Origin of the sequence: Parasedimentitalea denitrificans, assembly GCF_011813015.1 — a bacterium.
Taxonomy (GTDB): Bacteria; Pseudomonadota; Alphaproteobacteria; order Rhodobacterales; family Rhodobacteraceae; genus Parasedimentitalea; species Parasedimentitalea denitrificans.
The window spans coordinates 1-17,456 of sequence record NZ_QHLQ01000039.1; the positions used below are offsets into that span (position 1 = coordinate 1).

Annotated in this window: 13 protein-coding genes; 8 read left to right on the top strand and 5 right to left on the bottom strand. The window is 55.6% G+C overall.

Annotation, left to right across the window (positions count from 1 at the left end; genetic code table 11):
* Nucleotides 1-128 precede the first annotated feature (128 nt).
* The gene (locus tag DL239_RS20550) at nucleotides 129-1,031 is read right to left on the bottom strand and encodes a LysR family transcriptional regulator (RefSeq protein WP_167685973.1); all 903 of its coding nucleotides are present in this window, start codon (nucleotides 1,029-1,031) and stop codon (nucleotides 129-131) included.
* A gap of 197 nt (nucleotides 1,032-1,228) precedes the next feature.
* Between DL239_RS20550 and nirB the strand changes: the two genes are divergently transcribed.
* The 7 genes from nirB to DL239_RS20585 all read left to right on the top strand — a co-directional run bounded on the left by nirB (nucleotide 1,229) and on the right by DL239_RS20585 (nucleotide 11,318).
* Nucleotides 1,229-3,673: a nitrite reductase large subunit NirB gene (gene nirB / locus DL239_RS20555; RefSeq protein WP_167685974.1), complete on the top strand. Its 2,445-nt coding sequence runs from the start codon at nucleotides 1,229-1,231 to the stop codon at nucleotides 3,671-3,673.
* Nucleotides 3,670-4,005, top strand: a complete 336-nt coding sequence (gene nirD, locus DL239_RS20560; RefSeq protein ID WP_167685975.1) for a nitrite reductase small subunit NirD — start codon at nucleotides 3,670-3,672, stop codon at nucleotides 4,003-4,005. The genes nirB and nirD overlap by 4 nt, the downstream gene beginning before the upstream one ends.
* Nucleotides 4,002-6,611 (top strand): nitrate reductase, encoded by a 2,610-nt coding sequence (locus DL239_RS20565; protein WP_167685976.1) that lies wholly within the window; start codon nucleotides 4,002-4,004, stop codon nucleotides 6,609-6,611. Before nirD ends, DL239_RS20565 begins: the two co-directional genes overlap by 4 nt.
* An 11-nt stretch (nucleotides 6,612-6,622) precedes the next feature.
* Nucleotides 6,623-7,906, top strand: a complete 1,284-nt coding sequence (locus DL239_RS20570; RefSeq protein ID WP_167685977.1) for an MFS transporter — start codon at nucleotides 6,623-6,625, stop codon at nucleotides 7,904-7,906.
* Between the two features lie 294 nt (nucleotides 7,907-8,200).
* On the top strand, nucleotides 8,201-9,160 hold the full coding sequence (locus DL239_RS20575; RefSeq protein ID WP_167685978.1) for a TAXI family TRAP transporter solute-binding subunit: 960 nt from the start codon (nucleotides 8,201-8,203) through the stop codon (nucleotides 9,158-9,160).
* Between the two features lie 75 nt (nucleotides 9,161-9,235).
* Nucleotides 9,236-11,020, top strand: a complete 1,785-nt coding sequence (locus tag DL239_RS20580) for a TRAP transporter permease (RefSeq protein WP_167685979.1) — start codon at nucleotides 9,236-9,238, stop codon at nucleotides 11,018-11,020.
* Between the two features lie 85 nt (nucleotides 11,021-11,105).
* Nucleotides 11,106-11,318: an AMP-binding enzyme gene (locus tag DL239_RS20585; protein ID WP_167685980.1), complete on the top strand. Its 213-nt coding sequence runs from the start codon at nucleotides 11,106-11,108 to the stop codon at nucleotides 11,316-11,318.
* Nucleotides 11,319-11,346: 28 nt separating this feature from the next.
* Here DL239_RS20585 and DL239_RS20590 read toward each other — a convergent pair whose 3' ends face one another.
* From DL239_RS20590 to DL239_RS20605, 4 genes are read right to left on the bottom strand one after another with little or no spacing between them, the layout of a single operon-like run.
* Complete coding sequence (locus tag DL239_RS20590; RefSeq protein ID WP_167685981.1) at nucleotides 11,347-12,168, bottom strand: HpcH/HpaI aldolase/citrate lyase family protein; 822 nt, start codon at nucleotides 12,166-12,168, stop codon at nucleotides 11,347-11,349.
* Nucleotides 12,165-13,343, bottom strand: coding sequence for a CaiB/BaiF CoA transferase family protein (locus DL239_RS20595; RefSeq protein ID WP_167685982.1), 1,179 nt, complete (start codon nucleotides 13,341-13,343; stop codon nucleotides 12,165-12,167). The genes DL239_RS20590 and DL239_RS20595 overlap by 4 nt, the downstream gene beginning before the upstream one ends.
* Entirely contained in the window at nucleotides 13,343-14,494 is a 1,152-nt protein-coding gene (locus DL239_RS20600) for an acyl-CoA dehydrogenase family protein (RefSeq protein ID WP_167685983.1), read from the bottom strand. The genes DL239_RS20595 and DL239_RS20600 overlap by 1 nt, the downstream gene beginning before the upstream one ends.
* Complete coding sequence (locus DL239_RS20605; protein ID WP_369410603.1) at nucleotides 14,494-15,351, bottom strand: HTD2 family dehydratase; 858 nt, start codon at nucleotides 15,349-15,351, stop codon at nucleotides 14,494-14,496. Before DL239_RS20605 ends, DL239_RS20600 begins: the two co-directional genes overlap by 1 nt.
* 110 nt (nucleotides 15,352-15,461) lie before the next feature.
* Between DL239_RS20605 and DL239_RS20610 the strand changes: the two genes are divergently transcribed.
* The gene (locus DL239_RS20610; RefSeq protein WP_167685984.1) at nucleotides 15,462-16,364 is read left to right on the top strand and encodes a LysR family transcriptional regulator; all 903 of its coding nucleotides are present in this window, start codon (nucleotides 15,462-15,464) and stop codon (nucleotides 16,362-16,364) included.
* Nucleotides 16,365-17,456 lie beyond the last annotated feature (1,092 nt).

Consider the following 17,456-nt stretch of genomic DNA (forward strand, 5'->3'; position numbering starts at 1 on the left):
CCGTCGGCACTCAGCACTGGGCTGGAAAAATCCTGTCACCTTCGAACGGAGAGCGGCTTAAACGAGCAATGGGAGCGACACAAAAACGTGACAGGTCCAAATACGGTTTAAAGACAGGCCTGAGCACATCAGGAATATCGCAAGGAGAGTTCTTTGTTTACGCTTTCCAGAAACCGTGCGGCTGCAACGGGTAGGGCGCGACCACGTTGATATCCCGAAATCAGCGCATTTGTGGGGATGCCTCTTAAATCAACAGGGACTGCGACCAAATGATCTTCTGCAAGCTGTGGTCTAAGGTTGATCGACAGACAAAAGCTTAATGCTTCACTGTCCTGAGACATCAGCCGCAACAGATCTAAGCTGTTGGATTCAAGCGCGGGCTCTAGGAGAATGCCAACCTTGGAGGCCGCAGCGTCAAGTGTCCGTCGAATGCCCTCTGGGCGTTTAGGTAGCAGCAGCGGGTAATCTACACACTCGTAGATCTTTAGCAACTTTTGGTCTGCCAGCGGATGTTCGGCAGACATGATGCAGTACAGCGTTTGCGGAACCGAACTGACGATCTGAAGCTCGGTTAGTCGGATTGGCTCAAATACGATGGCGATGTCATTGGAATTGTCGATCAGAGATGTTTCGGCTTCACCTCTTTCAAACAGGTTGACGCCAAAAGTGACCGCTGGAAACTCGGCTAAGTGGCGTTTGATCAGGGTGGGCAGGAAAAACGACACCACTTCGCGAGTGGTGGCGATGTTGATGTGACCGGCCCGCATACCAGAAAGATCAGCTATTCGCGATTTTACCCTGTCCATATCAGAAATTTGGTCGCGGATATGTTTCAACAGAATCTCACCGGCAATATTAGGCCGTAACCCGGAGGGGTGTCGTTCAAAAATCTCGACCCCCAATTCCTCTTCAATCCCCAAAATGCGCCGGTTCAACGCAGATGGGGTAATGTTGAGCTCTTCGGCGGCGCTGCGCAGTGATCCGGTGCGCGCGATTTTCTCGATGTATTTCAGGACCAGCAAATGGCGCATGTTGGGAGCCTTGTGTGGAGTGACGCCCTTGGTGTTGCAAATTTTGCAATGGCTTGCTGAATTCTTAGCAACATACAGCAACGCTTGCAAGTCGTTAGACAGGACCAACCCATCCTACGCCGGTCAGGACGCTGGCAAATAGTCTGCAGCTGCGCGTCAACGAATACTGGCTCCGCTTTTGCTCAGGAGATCGCAACATGACCCAGAAACTTGTCATCATTGGCGCCGGAATGGCCTCGGGGCGGTTGTTGGAGGAGCTGTTTGAATTGGCCCCGGATGCCTATGACGTCACCCTGTTTGGGGCTGAGCCACGGGGCAATTACAACCGCATCATGTTGTCCCCGGTTTTGGCAGGTGAGAAGTGTTACGACGACATCGTCACCCACGATGCTGACTGGTACCGCGAGCACGGTGTGACCTGCCGGTTTGGCGAGGCGGTGGACAAAATTGACCGCGCCCAGAAACTCGTAATTACCGCCAATGGTGCGACATCTTACGACAAGTTGGTGATTGCCACGGGGTCTGCCTCGTTTCTTATCCCGGTTGCAGGCAATGACCTGCCGGGTGTGGTGGGGTTTCGTGACTTGGATGACGTCACTGCGATGCTACAGGCAGCGCAAGCCCCCGCAGGCAAGGCAGTTGTGATTGGCGGAGGCCTGCTGGGATTAGAGGCTGCGGCGGCCTTGAACGAACAGGGCATGGACGTGACCGTTTTGCACCTGATGGGCCACTTGATGGACCGCCAGTTGGACCCAGCAGCCGGGTATTTACTGCAGCAGGAGCTGCAACGGCGCGGCATCAAGGTGAACTGCAAGGCGCATACCAAGGCCATTTTGGGCAAAGATCAGGTTGATGCTGTGCTGATGGAAGACGGCACTGTGCATGGGGCTGATCTGGTGGTGATGGCTGCCGGTATTCGCCCCGAAGTGCGTCTGGCCAATGACGCTGGCCTGCATGTGGAACGCGGCATTGTGGTGGATGACACACTGCTGACATCAGATCCGGATGTGTTTGCGGTAGGCGAATGTGTCGAACATGATCGAACTGTTTATGGTTTGGTGGCTCCGCTGTTTGATATGGCCAAGGTGCTGGCACAGACGTTGATTGGCCAACCAGCAGGCTTTGTTGCCCCGGCTGTTTCGACCAAGCTCAAGGTGACAGGCGTTGACTTGTTTTCCGTCGGCGACTTTGCCGAGGGCCCTGAGCGCGAAGAGATCGTGTTTCGGGATCCGGGGCGTGGCATCTACAAGCGTATTATCCTGCGCGACAACCGGATCATCGGTACGGTGATGTATGGCGATACCGCCGACAGCAGCTGGTTGTTTGCCAAGTTGAAAAGCGGCGAGGACATCAGCGATATTCGCGACACGCTGATTTTTGGCCCGGCTTTTCCAGCGGGGGCGCCAACGGACCCTTTGGCAACCATCGCAGCGCTGCCTGACGACGCTGAAATCTGCGGCTGCAACGGCATTTGCAAGGGCGCTATTGTCACGGCCATCGGCAAGGGCGCAACTGATCTGGCAGCGCTCAAGGCGACCACCAAAGCCTCAGCCTCTTGTGGCAGTTGCACTGGGTTGGTGGAGCAGGTTTTGGCCAGCACATTGGGCGATACATTTGTTATCCCAGCAGCCCAGCCGATTTGTGGCTGCACCGATATGACTCATGAAGATCTGCGCCGGATGATCAAAAGTCAGTCTCTTAAAACCATGCCTGCGGTTATGCAGGAATGTGGCTGGAAGACCTCGTGTGGCTGCCATACCTGCCGTCCAGCGCTGAACTATTATCTACTGGCTGAATGGCCGTTAGACTATGCGGATGACGCCCAGAGCCGTTTTGTCAATGAACGTAACCACGCCAACATCCAGAAAGACGGCACCTATTCGGTACTGCCCCGAATGTGGGGCGGTATGACCACCCCGGACGAGCTGCGCGCAATTGCTGATGCCGCGGATAAATACGATGTTCCGGCAGTCAAGGTGACCGGTGGTCAGCGGATTGATCTGCTTGGGGTGAAGAAACAGGATCTGCCACATATGTGGGCAGACCTAAATGAGGCCGGGATGGTCTCTGGCCACGCATATTCCAAGGGCCTGCGCACGGTGAAAACCTGTGTTGGCACCGATTTTTGCCGCTTTGGAACCCAGGACAGCACCGGGTTGGGGATCAAGTTGGAAAAGCTGCTGTGGGGCAGTTGGACGCCGCACAAGGTTAAACTTGCCGTGTCAGGCTGCCCGCGAAACTGCGCCGAGGCCACCTGCAAGGACGTCGGTATCATCTGTGTCGACAGTGGTTTTGAAATCAGTGTGGGCGGTGCCGCCGGCATGGAGTTGAAAGAAACAGAAGCGCTGGCCAAGGTTGCCACCGAACAAGAGGCGATTGAGCTGACAGTGGCGTTTATCCAGCTGTACCGCGAACACGCGCGCTATTTGGATCGTGCCTATAAATGGGTCGCCAAAGTCGGGCTCGACTGGGTCAAAGAGCGGGTGGTGGAAGATTTGGCGGAACGTGCCGCCCTGTGTGAGCGGTTCGAGCTTTCCCAGTCGGTTTACCGCAAGGATCCCTGGGCTGAACAGGCCACACCAGCCTTTCAACGTGACAAATGGTCGGCGCTGGCTGATCTGACTTTGGAGGCAGCAGAATGAGAAACTGGATTGATATTGCTGGTTTGAACGACATCCCCAAACGTGGGGCACGCGTCGTCAAAACCACTCTTGGCTGTGTTGCGATCTTCCGCACTGATGACGACAAGGTTTACGCCATCGACGACACTTGCCCCCATAAAAAGGGTCCGCTGTCCGAAGGCATAGTTCACGGCGCATCCGTCACCTGTCCGCTGCACAATTGGGTGTTTGATCTGGAAACCGGGATGGCGCAGGGAGAGGACGTCGGCCAGGTCGCAACCTTTGACACCCAAGTTCTGAACGGGCGGATCTTGCTGGAAGCCAGCCGTTTGGCTGCGCGGTCAGCCGCATGAAGCCTGTTTGCACCACTTGTCCCTATTGCGGTGTTGGCTGCGGATTGCTGGCATCGGGTGACGGTAGCATAAAGGGCGATCCAGACCATCCATCGAACTTTGGCCGCCTTTGCTCCAAGGGCGCAGCCCTCGGGGAAACGTTGGGGCTAGAAGGGCGGCTTTTGTCGCCTCATGTCGGTGGCGCACCCACAGATTGGGACAGCGCATTGGATCTGGTGGCAGGTAAGTTCAGCGCTGCAGTCCGCGAACATGGTCCAGACAGTGTCGCCTTTTATGTGTCCGGGCAACTGCTGAGCGAAGATTATTACGTCGCCAACAAGCTGATGAAAGGGTTCATCGGCGCAGCAAATATCGACACCAATTCACGGCTTTGCATGGCGTCAACAGTTGCCGGGCATAAACGGGCCTTTGGCAGCGATACGGTTTCGGGCACCTATGAAGACCTTGAGCTGGCGGATGTGATTGTACTGGTGGGGTCAAACCTTGCCTGGTGTCATCCGGTGTTATTCCAGCGCATTCAGGCCGCCAAGTCCGAACGCCCGGGATTGAAGATCATCACGATAGACCCCCGCCGCACTGCCACAACACACGGCTCTGATTTACATTTGGCCGTGCGCCCGGATGGCGACACGGCGCTATTCAACAGTCTGTTGGGTGAAATCGTCCGGCGGGGCAGGGTGGATCAGGCTTATGTTGAGGCTCATGTTCATGGGTTTGAACAATCCCTCAGCGCCGCTCAGTCAACGCTGCCTGCGGACACGGGTCTGAGTGCGGAAGAGCTGCAACTGTTCCACGATCTGTGGATTGGCTCGGAAAAGGTGGTGACGGTTTTCTCGCAGGGGGTGAACCAGTCGGTTGGCGGCACCGACAAGGTGAATGCCATTCTCAATTGCCACCTGGCGACTGGGCGCATTGGCCGCCCCGGCATGGGTCCGTTTTCGGTGACGGGACAGCCCAACGCCATGGGCGGGCGTGAGGTTGGTGGGCTGGCAAACATGTTGGCCTGTCATCTGGATATCGAAGATGCGGATCACCGCAAGACCGTGCAATCCGCGTGGCAGTCACCGACGATCTGCACCAAGCCCGGTTTGAAAGCGGTAGATCTGTTTCGCGCCTGTGCCTCTGGCCAGATCAAGGCGCTGTGGGTCATGGGCACCAACCCGGCGGTGTCGATGCCGGATGCGGATGCCGTCAGCCAGGCGATCAAAGCCGTTGATTTCAGCGTCATCTCCGAAGTGGTGGAACAGACCGACACCAGCACCGTGACAGATGTTCAGCTGCCCGCCACTGCCTGGGGCGAAAAGACCGGAACCGTCACCAACTCGGAACGTCGCATCAGTTTGCAACGCGCCTTTCTGTCCGCACCGGGAGAGACCCGGCCAGATTGGAAAATCATCTGTGATGTGGCGCAGCGAATGGGCTGGGCAGAGGCGTTTTCCTATCAATCGCCCGTCGAAATTTTTAGGGAATACGCAGCCCTGTCGGGGCAGGCGGCGGGTTTGGGAGGTGATTTTGACATCAGCGGTTTGGCCACGATCAGCGAAGCCGGTTATGCCGAATTCACACCTGTTCAATGGCCGATACCCAGTGGTAGCCCCGGCGTCGATCGTTTTTTTGGGGCAGGGGGCTTTTCCCATCGTGACAAACGGGCACGCATGGTGCCGGTCATCGCAACCTATGACGGTCGCCGACGCAGGAATATCTTCCAGCTGAATACAGGACGTATCCGGGACCAGTGGCATACTATGACCCGTAGCGGAAAATCGCCGCGTCTCAGCCAACATCAAAGCGAACCCTTTGGCGAGATTCACCCCAAAGATGCGGATGAATTAGGCCTGAAACCGGGTGATTTGCTTGAGATCCAATCAGCATATGGACGGGCAGTGGTGCGGGCCAGGATCACCGACGGCATCGCGCGCAGCACTGTTTTTGTCCCGATGCACTGGAGTGGGGCCAACTCTGCCACCGGACGAATTAATGCGGTAATTGCACCAACGATAGATCCAATTTCAGGCCAACCAGACCTAAAGGGAGGCCTAGTGCAGTTGCGCCGGTTTGATGCGCTTTGGTACGGCTTTGCCGTCTCAGTTGCACAGATGCCTGCCAGTTCCGCCTATAGCGCGGTGATAAAAACCACCAGCGGTTGGAGCTGTGAACTGGCTGGCATAGAGATGCCTGCCAGCTGGGTGCAACAAGCGCGGAACGTTCTGAATCTCAAAACTGGCAGCATCAGCCAGATGCGCGACAGTGCAAAAGGCATCACGCGGGTGGCCATCCACGAGGGCTCGAGATTGACGGGCCTGTTTTTCGCCGCGTCCTCTCCGGTAACCGTAGATCGCCAGCGGGCGGTTTCACAGGTCGGCACCGATGAGCAGGCACTGGCGGCCTTGGCGGGGCTGCCTGCGGTTGGCCAACCCGATCCCGGCCGTTTGGTCTGCGCCTGTTTCAACGTTGGCGTCAACACCATTCGCTCGGCAATTCATCAAGGGGCGACAACATTGGTCGAGGTGGGGAATTGCACCGCCGCAGGCACAAATTGCGGGTCTTGCAAGGCGGAATTGCAGACCTTGATCAACGCCGTTCCAATTTTAACAGCAGCAGAATAAAGGCAAAACCGATGCAACACACAAATAGCTTTGTTCGCGCAGATCAGCACCGGGCATTGGGGTTAAGCACCTTTGCCTTTACCGTGTGTTTTGCGGTTTGGACCATTTTTTCCATCATTGGCATTCAGATTAAGCAGGACTTGGGCCTGACGGACACTCAGTTTGGCCTGCTTGTTGCAACACCGGTATTAACGGGGTCTATCAGCCGGATGTTTCTGGGCCTTTGGACTGAACAATTCGGGGGGCGAATTGTATTTCCGTTGCAAATGATGATCACGGCCGTCGCGGTTTGGATGATGACCTTTGTCGAGACTTACGAAATGTTCCTGCTGGTAGCGCTTGGGTTGGGGCTGGCTGGCGGGTCGTTCATTATTGGCGTCGCTTATGTATCGCGCTGGTTTGAGAACAAGCATCAGGGCACCGCGTTGGGTGTCTTTGGTGTGGGCAACGTCGGGGCCGCCATCACCAACTTTGCGGCTCCATTTCTGGTTGTTGCACTGGGGTGGGAAGGCACAGCAAAGGTCTATGCGGTGGCGCTGGCGATCACGGCCGTGTTGTTCTATGTCTTTGCCATGCCAGACCCAGAGCATCAGCGTCGCCAGAGCTTGGGCAAGAAGCCAGTCTCGGTTGCCGAACAGCTTGCGCCGTTGAAAAATATGCAGGTCTGGCGCTTTTCTGTCTATTACTTCTTTGTATTCGGGGCCTTTGTGGCGCTTGCCTCCTTCTTGCCGCGCTACTACGTCGGTGCCTATGGGGTGGAGCTGACCACTGCTGGGATTTTGGCCGGACTTTATTCGCTACCCGGATCAGTATTTCGCGCTGTAGGGGGGTGGATGTCGGATAAATGGGGCGCCCGCTTTGTCACTTACATGACCTTTGCGGTATCGCTTATGGTGTTGTTTCTGATGTCCTATCCTGGCAGCCACTATATCGTGCAAGGGATCAATGGCGCCATTGAATTTGATATCCGCGTATCCCTTGGCCTGTTTGTCACTCTCAGCATTATCCTAGGTTTTGTGATGAGCCTTGGTAAGGCCGCAGTCTATAAGCACATCCCACACTATTACCCAAATCACGTTGGATCGGTCGGCGGCCTTGTGGGAATGATCGGTGGGCTGGGCGGTTTCATCCTGCCAATCGCATTTGGTATCTTGCTGGACGCCACCGGGATCTGGACCGCGCCCTTTATGCTGTTGTTTGCTTTGGTTGCTGTTTCCACTTTGTGGATGCATGCGGCGATCCGCAAGATCGAGCGCAAACAGCATTTAAACCTTGCCATCGAAACCTATCCTTGAGCGGCTAGGTGATCATTACATTGCCAATCTTCTCGGCATGTTGAAGCACTCTAAGTTTACGTTGAATGTCGCGTTCTTCGTTCGTCATCAAAACTTCCTCCACCCAAAATTGGGTAATTTACAGGAAGTGTCCCGAAGGTCCGTACATATCTACACTGTGCACTTGATCTTTTGGAGGCGTGAGGCGAGGTCAGAAGTCAAAACTGTGTAATGATTATTGTTAGTGTGCAAAGTATCGCTCGATTTTCCTGCGAGGCTTGATAAAACGTCCAAAGCATTGTCAGGGAGATAACAATGATCAAACTCATCAAACCTATTGTTGCCGCCGCCGCATTTGCCGGATTGGCTGCAACGTCAGGATCTGCTGAAACACGGGTGACCTATAAATCTGCCAAGACCACATCGTCCTATTACCAGATGGCGGTGCAGATCGCCGAAGCCATGAAGGCCGGGTCTGATGGCGACATTGTTGTCACGGTTGAGGAAAGCCAGGGTTCGGTCCAGAACGTGATGGAAGTTCGCGCCCGTGGCGGTGACTATGTGTTCACCACGCCGCCAGTGTTGGTGCGTCTGGCCCAGGGTGGCAAGGCGATGTTCAAGGACAAGGGAGATCCTGCCTTTGACGAGATCCGTGCGCTGTTCCCGATCCCATCATTGACCATGCATTTTGTGATGTCCGAGGCATCGGGCGTTACTGATTTCGCTGGGCTTGAGGGTAAAACACTGTTGTTGGGCAAAGGCTCATTTGGTGCGCGCGAAGGTGAGAAATACCTCAAACTGTTTGGCCTTGAGGGCAAAGTTGAAATCGCCGATGTCGAGCTGTCGGGTGCGGTGGCTGCGCTGAAGAACGGTCAGATTGATGGGTTTGTCACAGCTGGTTCCTATCCTGCGCCGAATGTAATCGAAGCTGCGGCATCGACTGGAGTTTCGGTTCTGTCGCTGAACGACGAGCAGATCACCGCCAGCAAACGCGCCCGTCTGGTGATCCCGGCTGGCACCTATGCCGGTCAGGACAGCGACATTGTCACCACCTCACTGCCGGTTGTGGCCTTTACCACCACTAAAATGGATGACGCCACCGCCTATGCGATGACCAAGACCTATTGGGAAGGCAAGGCAGACATGGGTGCTGCGGCTGCCTGGTGGAACGGTGTGGACCAGGGCTTGATGGCCAATATCACCGGCAAAATTCACCCCGGTGCGCTGAAATACTACACCGAGGCCGGGTTTGAGCTGAGCGACGCACAGAAATAAGTTGGCCTGACAACCAGCGCGAATTGGCCGGGCGGGTAACTGCCCGGCCCGGTTATTGAAAGAGCAGCAGTCTTCATGAATGATCGCACCTTAGAAGTTCCTTTCCGCCCTTTTTGGCTAGCGTTGGCCACCGTGATGGTAGCCTTTCATTTGGGGCTGATCTTCTCGGGTTTAGTACCCAACCTGGTCAGCCGTCCGCTGCATCTGGCGTTTGTTCTGCCTTGGGTGTTTATCTTTGGGGCCAAATCCAAACTGCAGTTGATCACGGGGCAGGTGCTGTCGCTGTTGGGGGTGTCTGCTGCACTGTGGACCGCCGTCAATTACGACATGTTAGGGGATCAATACGGATTTCTTGAGGGTGATTTCCAGATTGGGATGGCCGTTGCATTGCTGATCTGTGTGATCGAGGCCGCTCGGCGTGCGATTGGTTGGCCGTTGCCACTGGTGACCACAGCGGCCCTGGCCTACGCGCTATTTGGCGCTCATATTCCCGGCGAATTTGGCCATTCTGGTACCCCGCTGCGCAGCTTTCTGGGTACTCTGACAATTGCCGAGGGCGGCATTTGGGGCAGCCTGACCGGTGTTTCTGTTGGTGTCGTGTCGATTTTTGTCATCTTCGGCGCGGTGTTGAACGCGGGCGAGGCCGGGCAGGGGTTTATGAACGTTGCCGCGGCCGCGGCCGGTCGGCTGACTGGTGGCGCTGCTAAGGTGTCGGTCATTTCCTCGGCTTTGTTTGGGTCAATCTCGGGCTCAGCCTCGGCCAATGTTGCCTCGACCGGGGCGATCACCCTGCCGACCATGACCAAACTGGGCTATCCCAAACGTCTGGCCGCCGCGGTCGAAGCAGTCGCCTCGTCCGGCGGGCAGATCATGCCGCCGTTGATGGGGGCAGGGGCCTTTGTCATGGTAGAGCTGACGGGTGTGCCCTACACCTCGATCATGGGGGCGGCGATCCTGCCGGCGGTGCTGTTCTTCTTTGCGGTCTGGATGGGGATCAACGCTTATTCACACCGGTATGAGTTGCGTGCAATAGAGACAAACAAGCAACCCGATACCCGCGATGTCATAATCACCTCCGGGTTTTTTCTGGTGCCGTTTTCAGTGCTGCTGTGGGGTATGTTTGGCGCAGGATACACGCCGCAATATGCCGCCTGTATGGCGATCCTCGCTGGTGCGGTTTTGTTATTGTTCAACCGTGAGGCCCGTTTTGACCGAGAACAGATCGCCGCACGGCTGTCGTCGGCTGTCCTGAATGCAGCCCGCCAGATCGCCATGATAGCTTCGATCATCTTTTGCGCCTCGATCATCATCGGGGTGTTGTCGATTACCGGGTTGGGGGTCAAAATTACCTCACTGATCCTGTCCGGATCGGGTGGACTGCTGTGGCCATCACTGCTGCTGACTGCGTTGGCATGTCTGGTGCTGGGGATGGAGGTGCCAACCACGGCGGCCTATGTGATTTGTGTTTCAGTAGCTGGTCCAGCGTTGATCCAACAGGGGTTAGAGCCGCTGCAGGCACATCTGTTTGTATTCTGGTTTGCGCTGCTGTCCACCATCACCCCGCCGGTGTGCGGCGCGGTGTTTATCGCAGCAGGGATGATAGGTGAGAGCTGGATTAAGGTCGCCCTGACGGCGATGGCGCTGGGGGTTGGGCTTTATGTTATTCCGCTGGGTATGGTTGCCAACCCGGATATCCTGCGGTTGGCTGACGCTCCTGTGGCCGCTCTGATTGCCTTTCTGCGCATGGCGGTTGGTCTGTCGGTGCTGAGTTATGGTCTGATTGCTTTAAAACCCCTGTTGGCCAAATTTGGCGTTGGCTGTGTGGGGTTGGCGCTTGTCATGTCTGGTGTGATTTCCTGAAGCTCCCAGCTTAAACCGCCGAGAGTGCTTCAATTCGGTTGATGGTGGCTATATTTCGGGTCACCCGAATTTCCGGGTGACGTCGTTGTCAACGGGGCCCATCGTGGTTCCAAAACTGGGGGCCGCGCCCACCGAGGCTGATATCATTGATCACTGCCGCTCACGGGTCGCAAATTACAAACGCCCTCACAGTATCGAGTTTCGCAGTGAATCGTTCCCATTGTCTGGTGCAGGCAAGGTGATGAAACGTGAGTTGCGGGCGCCGTTTTGGGCTGACCAAGGGCAAGCAGTCGGTTGAGCACGAGCCGTAAGGGCTGATACCTATCTCATTCACGAGCCCGCTCTAACACGCGGCGGGCTTGGGCGAGAACAGGGGCATCGATCATCTGGCCATCAAGACGGAATGCACCCGGATTGTTGGCGGTGTTTTCCAGAACACGCTGCGCCCACGCGGTTTGATCGGTAGTCGGCAGGAATGCCTGGTGAATGACCTCGATCTGGCCTGGATGGATCGCCAGCATACCGGTGAAACCAAGGCCATGGGCCTTGGTACTGGCGAGGCCCAATCCTGTTTGGTCATCGATCCGGGTATGGACCCCATCAACCGGGGCAGAAATGCCTGCGGCGCGTGACGCTATTGTCAGCGTTGCACGGGCATGATCCAACAGGCTGACCCCATGTTCAGTGTCGCCATCGATGCCAAGGTCCAGCGCAAGATCAATGGTGCCTAACACCAGACGGAAAACAGTGGGCACCGCCGCAACTTCATTGGCCATGGTCAGGCCTTTGGCCGTTTCGATAAGCGCGAGGATGGGTTTTCCTGTTGCGGCGCTAACCGAGCAACAACAGGTGGCCCCGTCAACTTTTGGCAGCATTACAGCACTGACGTTTGGGTGACTGGCCAGTGCAAGATCTAAGTTGTGATCCGGGTATGCCACATCATTGATGCGGATGCAGATATTGTCGGCTTTGGTTGTCTCCAACCAATCTGCCAAGTCGGCCCGCGCTGCAGATTTGGCGATGGGAGCGACCGCATCCTCCAGATCAATAATGACCCCATCAGCACCTCTATTTAACGCTTTATCAAACCGTTCGGGCCGGTCGGCGGGAACAAACAGCAGGCTGCGGGCGGTTTCAAAAATCGTCATATCGCGCCTTGCTTTTCCAATGCTGCGATGGCCTGCGCGTCTACGCCCAACTCGGCCAGGATCGTACGGCTGTGCTCGCCAAGTTCAGGCACCGGACCCAGCCGCGGCGAAAACGCATCGCTGCGCCCCGGTGGCAGCAGAGTTGGAATAGGGCCAGCCCCACTTGCAACTTCACCCCAACGCTCGCGCGCACTCAGTTGTGGATGGGACCACAGATCCGCAATATCGTTCATTCGCGCATTGGCGATCCCGGCGGTATTCAGTCGTTCCACCACTTGCTCGGCATTTAGTTCCGCAAATGCGGATAGGATGATATTGCGCAACACGTCCTTGTTCTCAGCGCGCAGGGCGTTGGAGGCAAAGCGCGGATCGGTCGCAAGCGAGGTGTCCTTTAGAACGGTTTTGCAGAACACATCCCATTCGCGTTCATTCTGAAGGCCCAGCATCATGACTTTCCCGTCGCCGGCCATAAACGGGCCGTAGGGATAGATCGTTGCGTGGCTGCCGCCCTTGCGTGCGGGTGGGTTGGCCCCGTCGTAGGCGTAGTACATAGGAAACCCCATCCACTCGGCCATCGCCTCAAGCATGGATATGTCGATAGAGGCACCTTGGCCGGTTTTGCCGCGCTGGATCAAAGCCGCGAGTATATTGGTGTAGGCATACATGCCGGCAGCTATATCAGCGATGGAGATCCCGGCTTTGCATGGTGTTTCTTGGGTTCCAGTCACGGACAGAAACCCTGCTTCGGCCTGGATCAGCAGGTCATAGGCCTTGCGATCCTTGTCAGGCCCGTCTTCGCCATAGCCCGAGATATTGCAGACGATCAGGGCAGGGTTGTCTGCCTTCAGATCATCGCGTGACAATCCCAGCCGTGCAGCAGCCCCGGGGGCGAGATTTTGCACCAGCACATCAGCCTCTTGCAGCAGCTTTTGCAGGATGGCCAAGGCGTGCGGATTCTTGAGATCCAGTGTCAGGCTTTCCTTTGACCGGTTTGTCCAGACAAAATGCGAGGCAAGGCCGTTCACACGGGTATCATACGCGCGGGCAAAATCCCCCACACCGGGGCGTTCGATTTTGATCACCCGCGCGCCGAGATCGGCCAGTTGCCGAGTAGCAAATGGCGCGGCAATTGCATGTTCCAGCGATACCACGGTGATGCCGTCCAGCGGCCGCATTAAAAGGACCTCGGAAGACCAAGCACATGCTCGGCGACATAGGATAGGATCAGATTGGTTGAGATCGGGGCAACCTGGTACAGCCGCGTCTCGCGGAACTTGCGCTCGACATCATATTCGGTGGCAAAGCCAAACCCGCCGTGGAATTGCAGACAGGCGTTTGCCGCCTCCCAGCTGGCCTTGGCCGCCAGGTATTTGGCCATGTTTGCCTGCTCGCCGCAGGGCTCATGTGCATCAAACAACCGACAGGCTTCCCACCGCATCAAATTGGCGGCTTCCAGTTCAATCTTGGCTTCGGCAATTGGGAACTGTACGCCCTGATTTTGGCCAATGGGACGGCCAAACACCGTGCGTTCTTTGGCGTAGGCAGTGATCTTGTCGATGAACCAGAACCCGTCGCCTATGCACTCAGCGGCGATCAGCGTGCGCTCGGCGTTCAACCCGTCGAGGATATAGCGGAACCCCAAACCTTCTTCGCCAATCAGATTTTCAGCAGGAATTTCCAGATTGTCAAAGAACAGCTCGTTTGTCTCGTGGTTGACCATGTTAGAGATCGGCTTGACCTCCATGCCATTGCCGATGGCCGCCTTGATATCAACAAGGAAGATCGACATCCCCTCAGACTTGCGTGTGACGTCAGCCAACGGCGTGGTGCGGGCCAGAAGGATCATCAGATCAGAGTGCTGCACCCGGCTAATCCAGACCTTTTGGCCGTTGATGACGTATTTATCGCCTTTTTTTACCGCAGTGGTCTTGATCTTGGTAGTATCGGTGCCGGTAGTTGGCTCGGTCACACCCATGGATTGCAGGCGCAGCTCTCCACTGGCGATTTTGGGCAGATATTGCTGTTTCTGCGCGTCCGATCCGTGCCGCAGCAGGGTGTTCATATTATACATCTGGCCGTGACAGGCACCGGCGTTGCCGCCTGAACGGTTGATTTCTTCCATGATGATTGAGGCCTCGACCAGTCCCAGCCCCGAGCCGCCGAATTCCTCGGGTATCAGTGCGGCCATCCAGCCTTCAGACGTCAGTTTGTCGACAAAGGCCTCAGGGTAGGTTTTGTCTTCGTCCACCTTGCGGTGATATTCGGCTGGAAATTCAGCGCAGAGGGAACGCAGGGCATCACGCAGGTCCTTATGGGGATCAGTCATTATGTGTCCTCAATGGTGGCAGTTGCGGTCATCGCCAGTGCGCCGTCGTGGCGGCAGATCCAAAGTTCGACGGTGCCGTCGTTGTTCGGCTGACCATGGACGGAAAAATCATGGGTATCGAATACTGGTGAGACCGCACGAAAATCGAAAGCTGTAACACGCGCCTGAGGCATTTCGCGCCGCAATAGGTCAAGCATCAGCGTCGCCAAAAGGGGGCCGTGCACGACAAGACCGGGATAGCCTTCGGTCGTGGTACAAAACGGTTGGTCATAATGAATGCGATGACCGTTGAACGTCAGGGCGGAATAGCGAAATAGCAGAACCGGATCAGGGGAAATGACCCGCGAAAAGACTCCGCTGTCCGGGGCTTGCGGTGGGACAGGAACCGGCTCGCTGGGATCAGCCGGGGCGCGGTAGACAATGTCGTGTTCTTCCTCGATCCCTTGTACATCGCCATCGAACACCTGATGGCGCACCGTAACAAACACCAAATCACCACTGCGCCCCTTCTTGTGATCGACGGAAACAATGGTCGACACTTTGAGCAAGGTCCGGCCAATTCGCATTGGTGCCATCCAACTCAGTCGGCTGCCAGCCCACATCCTGCGTGGCAATGGCACCGGAGGCAGGAACTCTCCAAGGGCGGCATGACCATCATATCCAGCATCTTCCAGTTTGTGGATCGGTAAAAAATGAAGCCAATGCCAAAGCGGTGGCAGGGGCGTTTGATCAACATAGGCTGGATCGTCTCGGTTTAGGGTTGCAGTTAATGCGTTTGACGCAAACGGTGTTATGCAATCAGCTATCGTTTGCGAACGCCCGACCCACTCGCTGAGATACCTCAGGTCAATCGTCACGGTGCCTATCTCCTTCAAACCTCTGCAGTTAGTATGACCCTGATTTTGCGTTCTGGAAATTCGCCTTTCTTTAAGGCTATGTTCGGCACAGCTGAACGCAAGGGGTGTCGATGCATTTTGATTTTACCGATATTCGCCTGTTTGTTCATATCGCCGAAACAGGCAACCTGACCCAAGGCGCGGCACGGACCTTTCTGTCTGCGCCCGCAGCCAGCGCTCGTATCCGTGCGCTTGAGGCAAGCCTGAATGCGCAACTGCTTTATCGTGGAAATAAAGGTGTCAGTCTGACCCAGTCGGGCGAAACCTTGCTGCGACATGCGCAGATTATTCTACGTCAGGTGGACTATCTGCGTGATGATTTCACCGGACCAAATAGCGACACATCAGGCCACGTGCGCATCTTTGCAAACACAACTGCCGTCACCGAATTCATGCCAGAGGTGCTGGCCGAGTTTCTGGCCTCGCGGCCCGGTGTAACCGTCGATCTACAGGAAAGGCTAACGCAGGATATTGTACGCGCAATTCACGATGGTACGGCGGATCTCGGTATTGTTTCAGGGGAGATTGATCAGACAGGTCTGGAAGCAATCCGCTTTTCAACTGATCGCCTGTTATTGGCGGTGCCACTGGGGCATGACTTAGCCAACTGCAAACACGTCGCTTTTGCAGATACACTGAAGTACGAACATATCGGTCTGCACGAAGGCAGCACATTGTTAGCGTTCTTGCGTGGGCTGATGGAAAAGAACGGCTATGAGCGGGCGTTGCGGGTAAAACTACGCAGCTTTGAAGCAATGTGCCGGATGATTGAGGCAGGTGTCGGAATTGGTATCCTGCCAGAGTCGGCTGCTCGCAGACATATGAGAACGATGCAGATCACGCTGGTCGGCATTGACGACGGTTGGGCGATCCGCGAACGTTTTGTATTAGTTAGGTCGCTCGAGGCTTTGCCCGGGGCAGGGCGTGCTTTGGTCGAAGAACTTGTTCAGAACGCGGCAGGAGGGATTAAGTGACACAGTAGGGAAGCCTTCAAACCTCCCATGTGAGACGGCTATGGGCGGGCAGAGACTTTGTTGCACAAATCGCTTCAAGGGATTCCTATTTTGACGCCTGAGTGCTGTTGTACTAAGCCCCGATCCTAAGATTGCCAGATACTGGAATTTTCGGCCATGTGGTCTTCGTTGTGAAAGCCATCCTGGTCGACGCAGATCTTCCTTTCAGAAGGTTACAGCTTGCAGGTTGCCCGTTTGATGTCTTTGATGATCTTCTCGTTAGAGATTTTTGCTGTCTTTCTCATCGACTACTCCTTAACAGTTACGATGACCCAGAAAGCCTCCGTTGTTCAAATCCCTAATTCTGTCCCAGAGGTGCTAACGTCAGAAAGGTCGATATTTCTTTACGTTCCAGGTCGCCCGCGATTTCCGGTTCCTTTTGCTCATAGACCAAGAGGAGCTTTTCGGCTCGCATCACGGCGTCGAACGGGAGATCTGTTCGTAAAGAAAGACGCTGAAATAGGTTTGGTTCCCCCTCGAAAAAAATCGGGGAAACCGCTTCTTGAAGTAGAAAACCCTACCTCGACGCACGAGGTAGGGGCCTGCTCGGTGACGGGCCTGCCGCTTTGAGCGGCTCCGGTTTGGTGTGCTATGTATCCCATCTGCTGAAGACTGGGAAATACAGCAGTTCAAAGGGGCTAAAAGGCCCTTATTCTGTTCGATTTTGAGAGAAAACTGGCTGGGGTGGTAGGAAACCCAGCGGGATGATCCCTTTCATCGGTTTAGTTAGTGTCACCTCGAAAATGGGGCATTTCTGGGGGCCTTTTGCCCGAAACTTAGGGTGAGACCTACGGGCAGTACTAGTGGGTCCAGGATTGGAACTGCTGCTGTTGTCGGGATGCAGGAGCTCTGTTCTAGAGGTCTGTAAGGAGGGAGATCTACCTACAGGGGAATAGGTATAAGTAATGGATAAAGGAAGCAGTTGAGGGTGGTAGTTTATGTTGAAAGTCCGGTCTCAGCCAATGTTGTTGAAAAACTCTTGTTGATTTGAGGGTATATGACTGATTCAATTTCCTTATTGGCGTGGGGGGATTGGTGGCGATGTTAGGACCA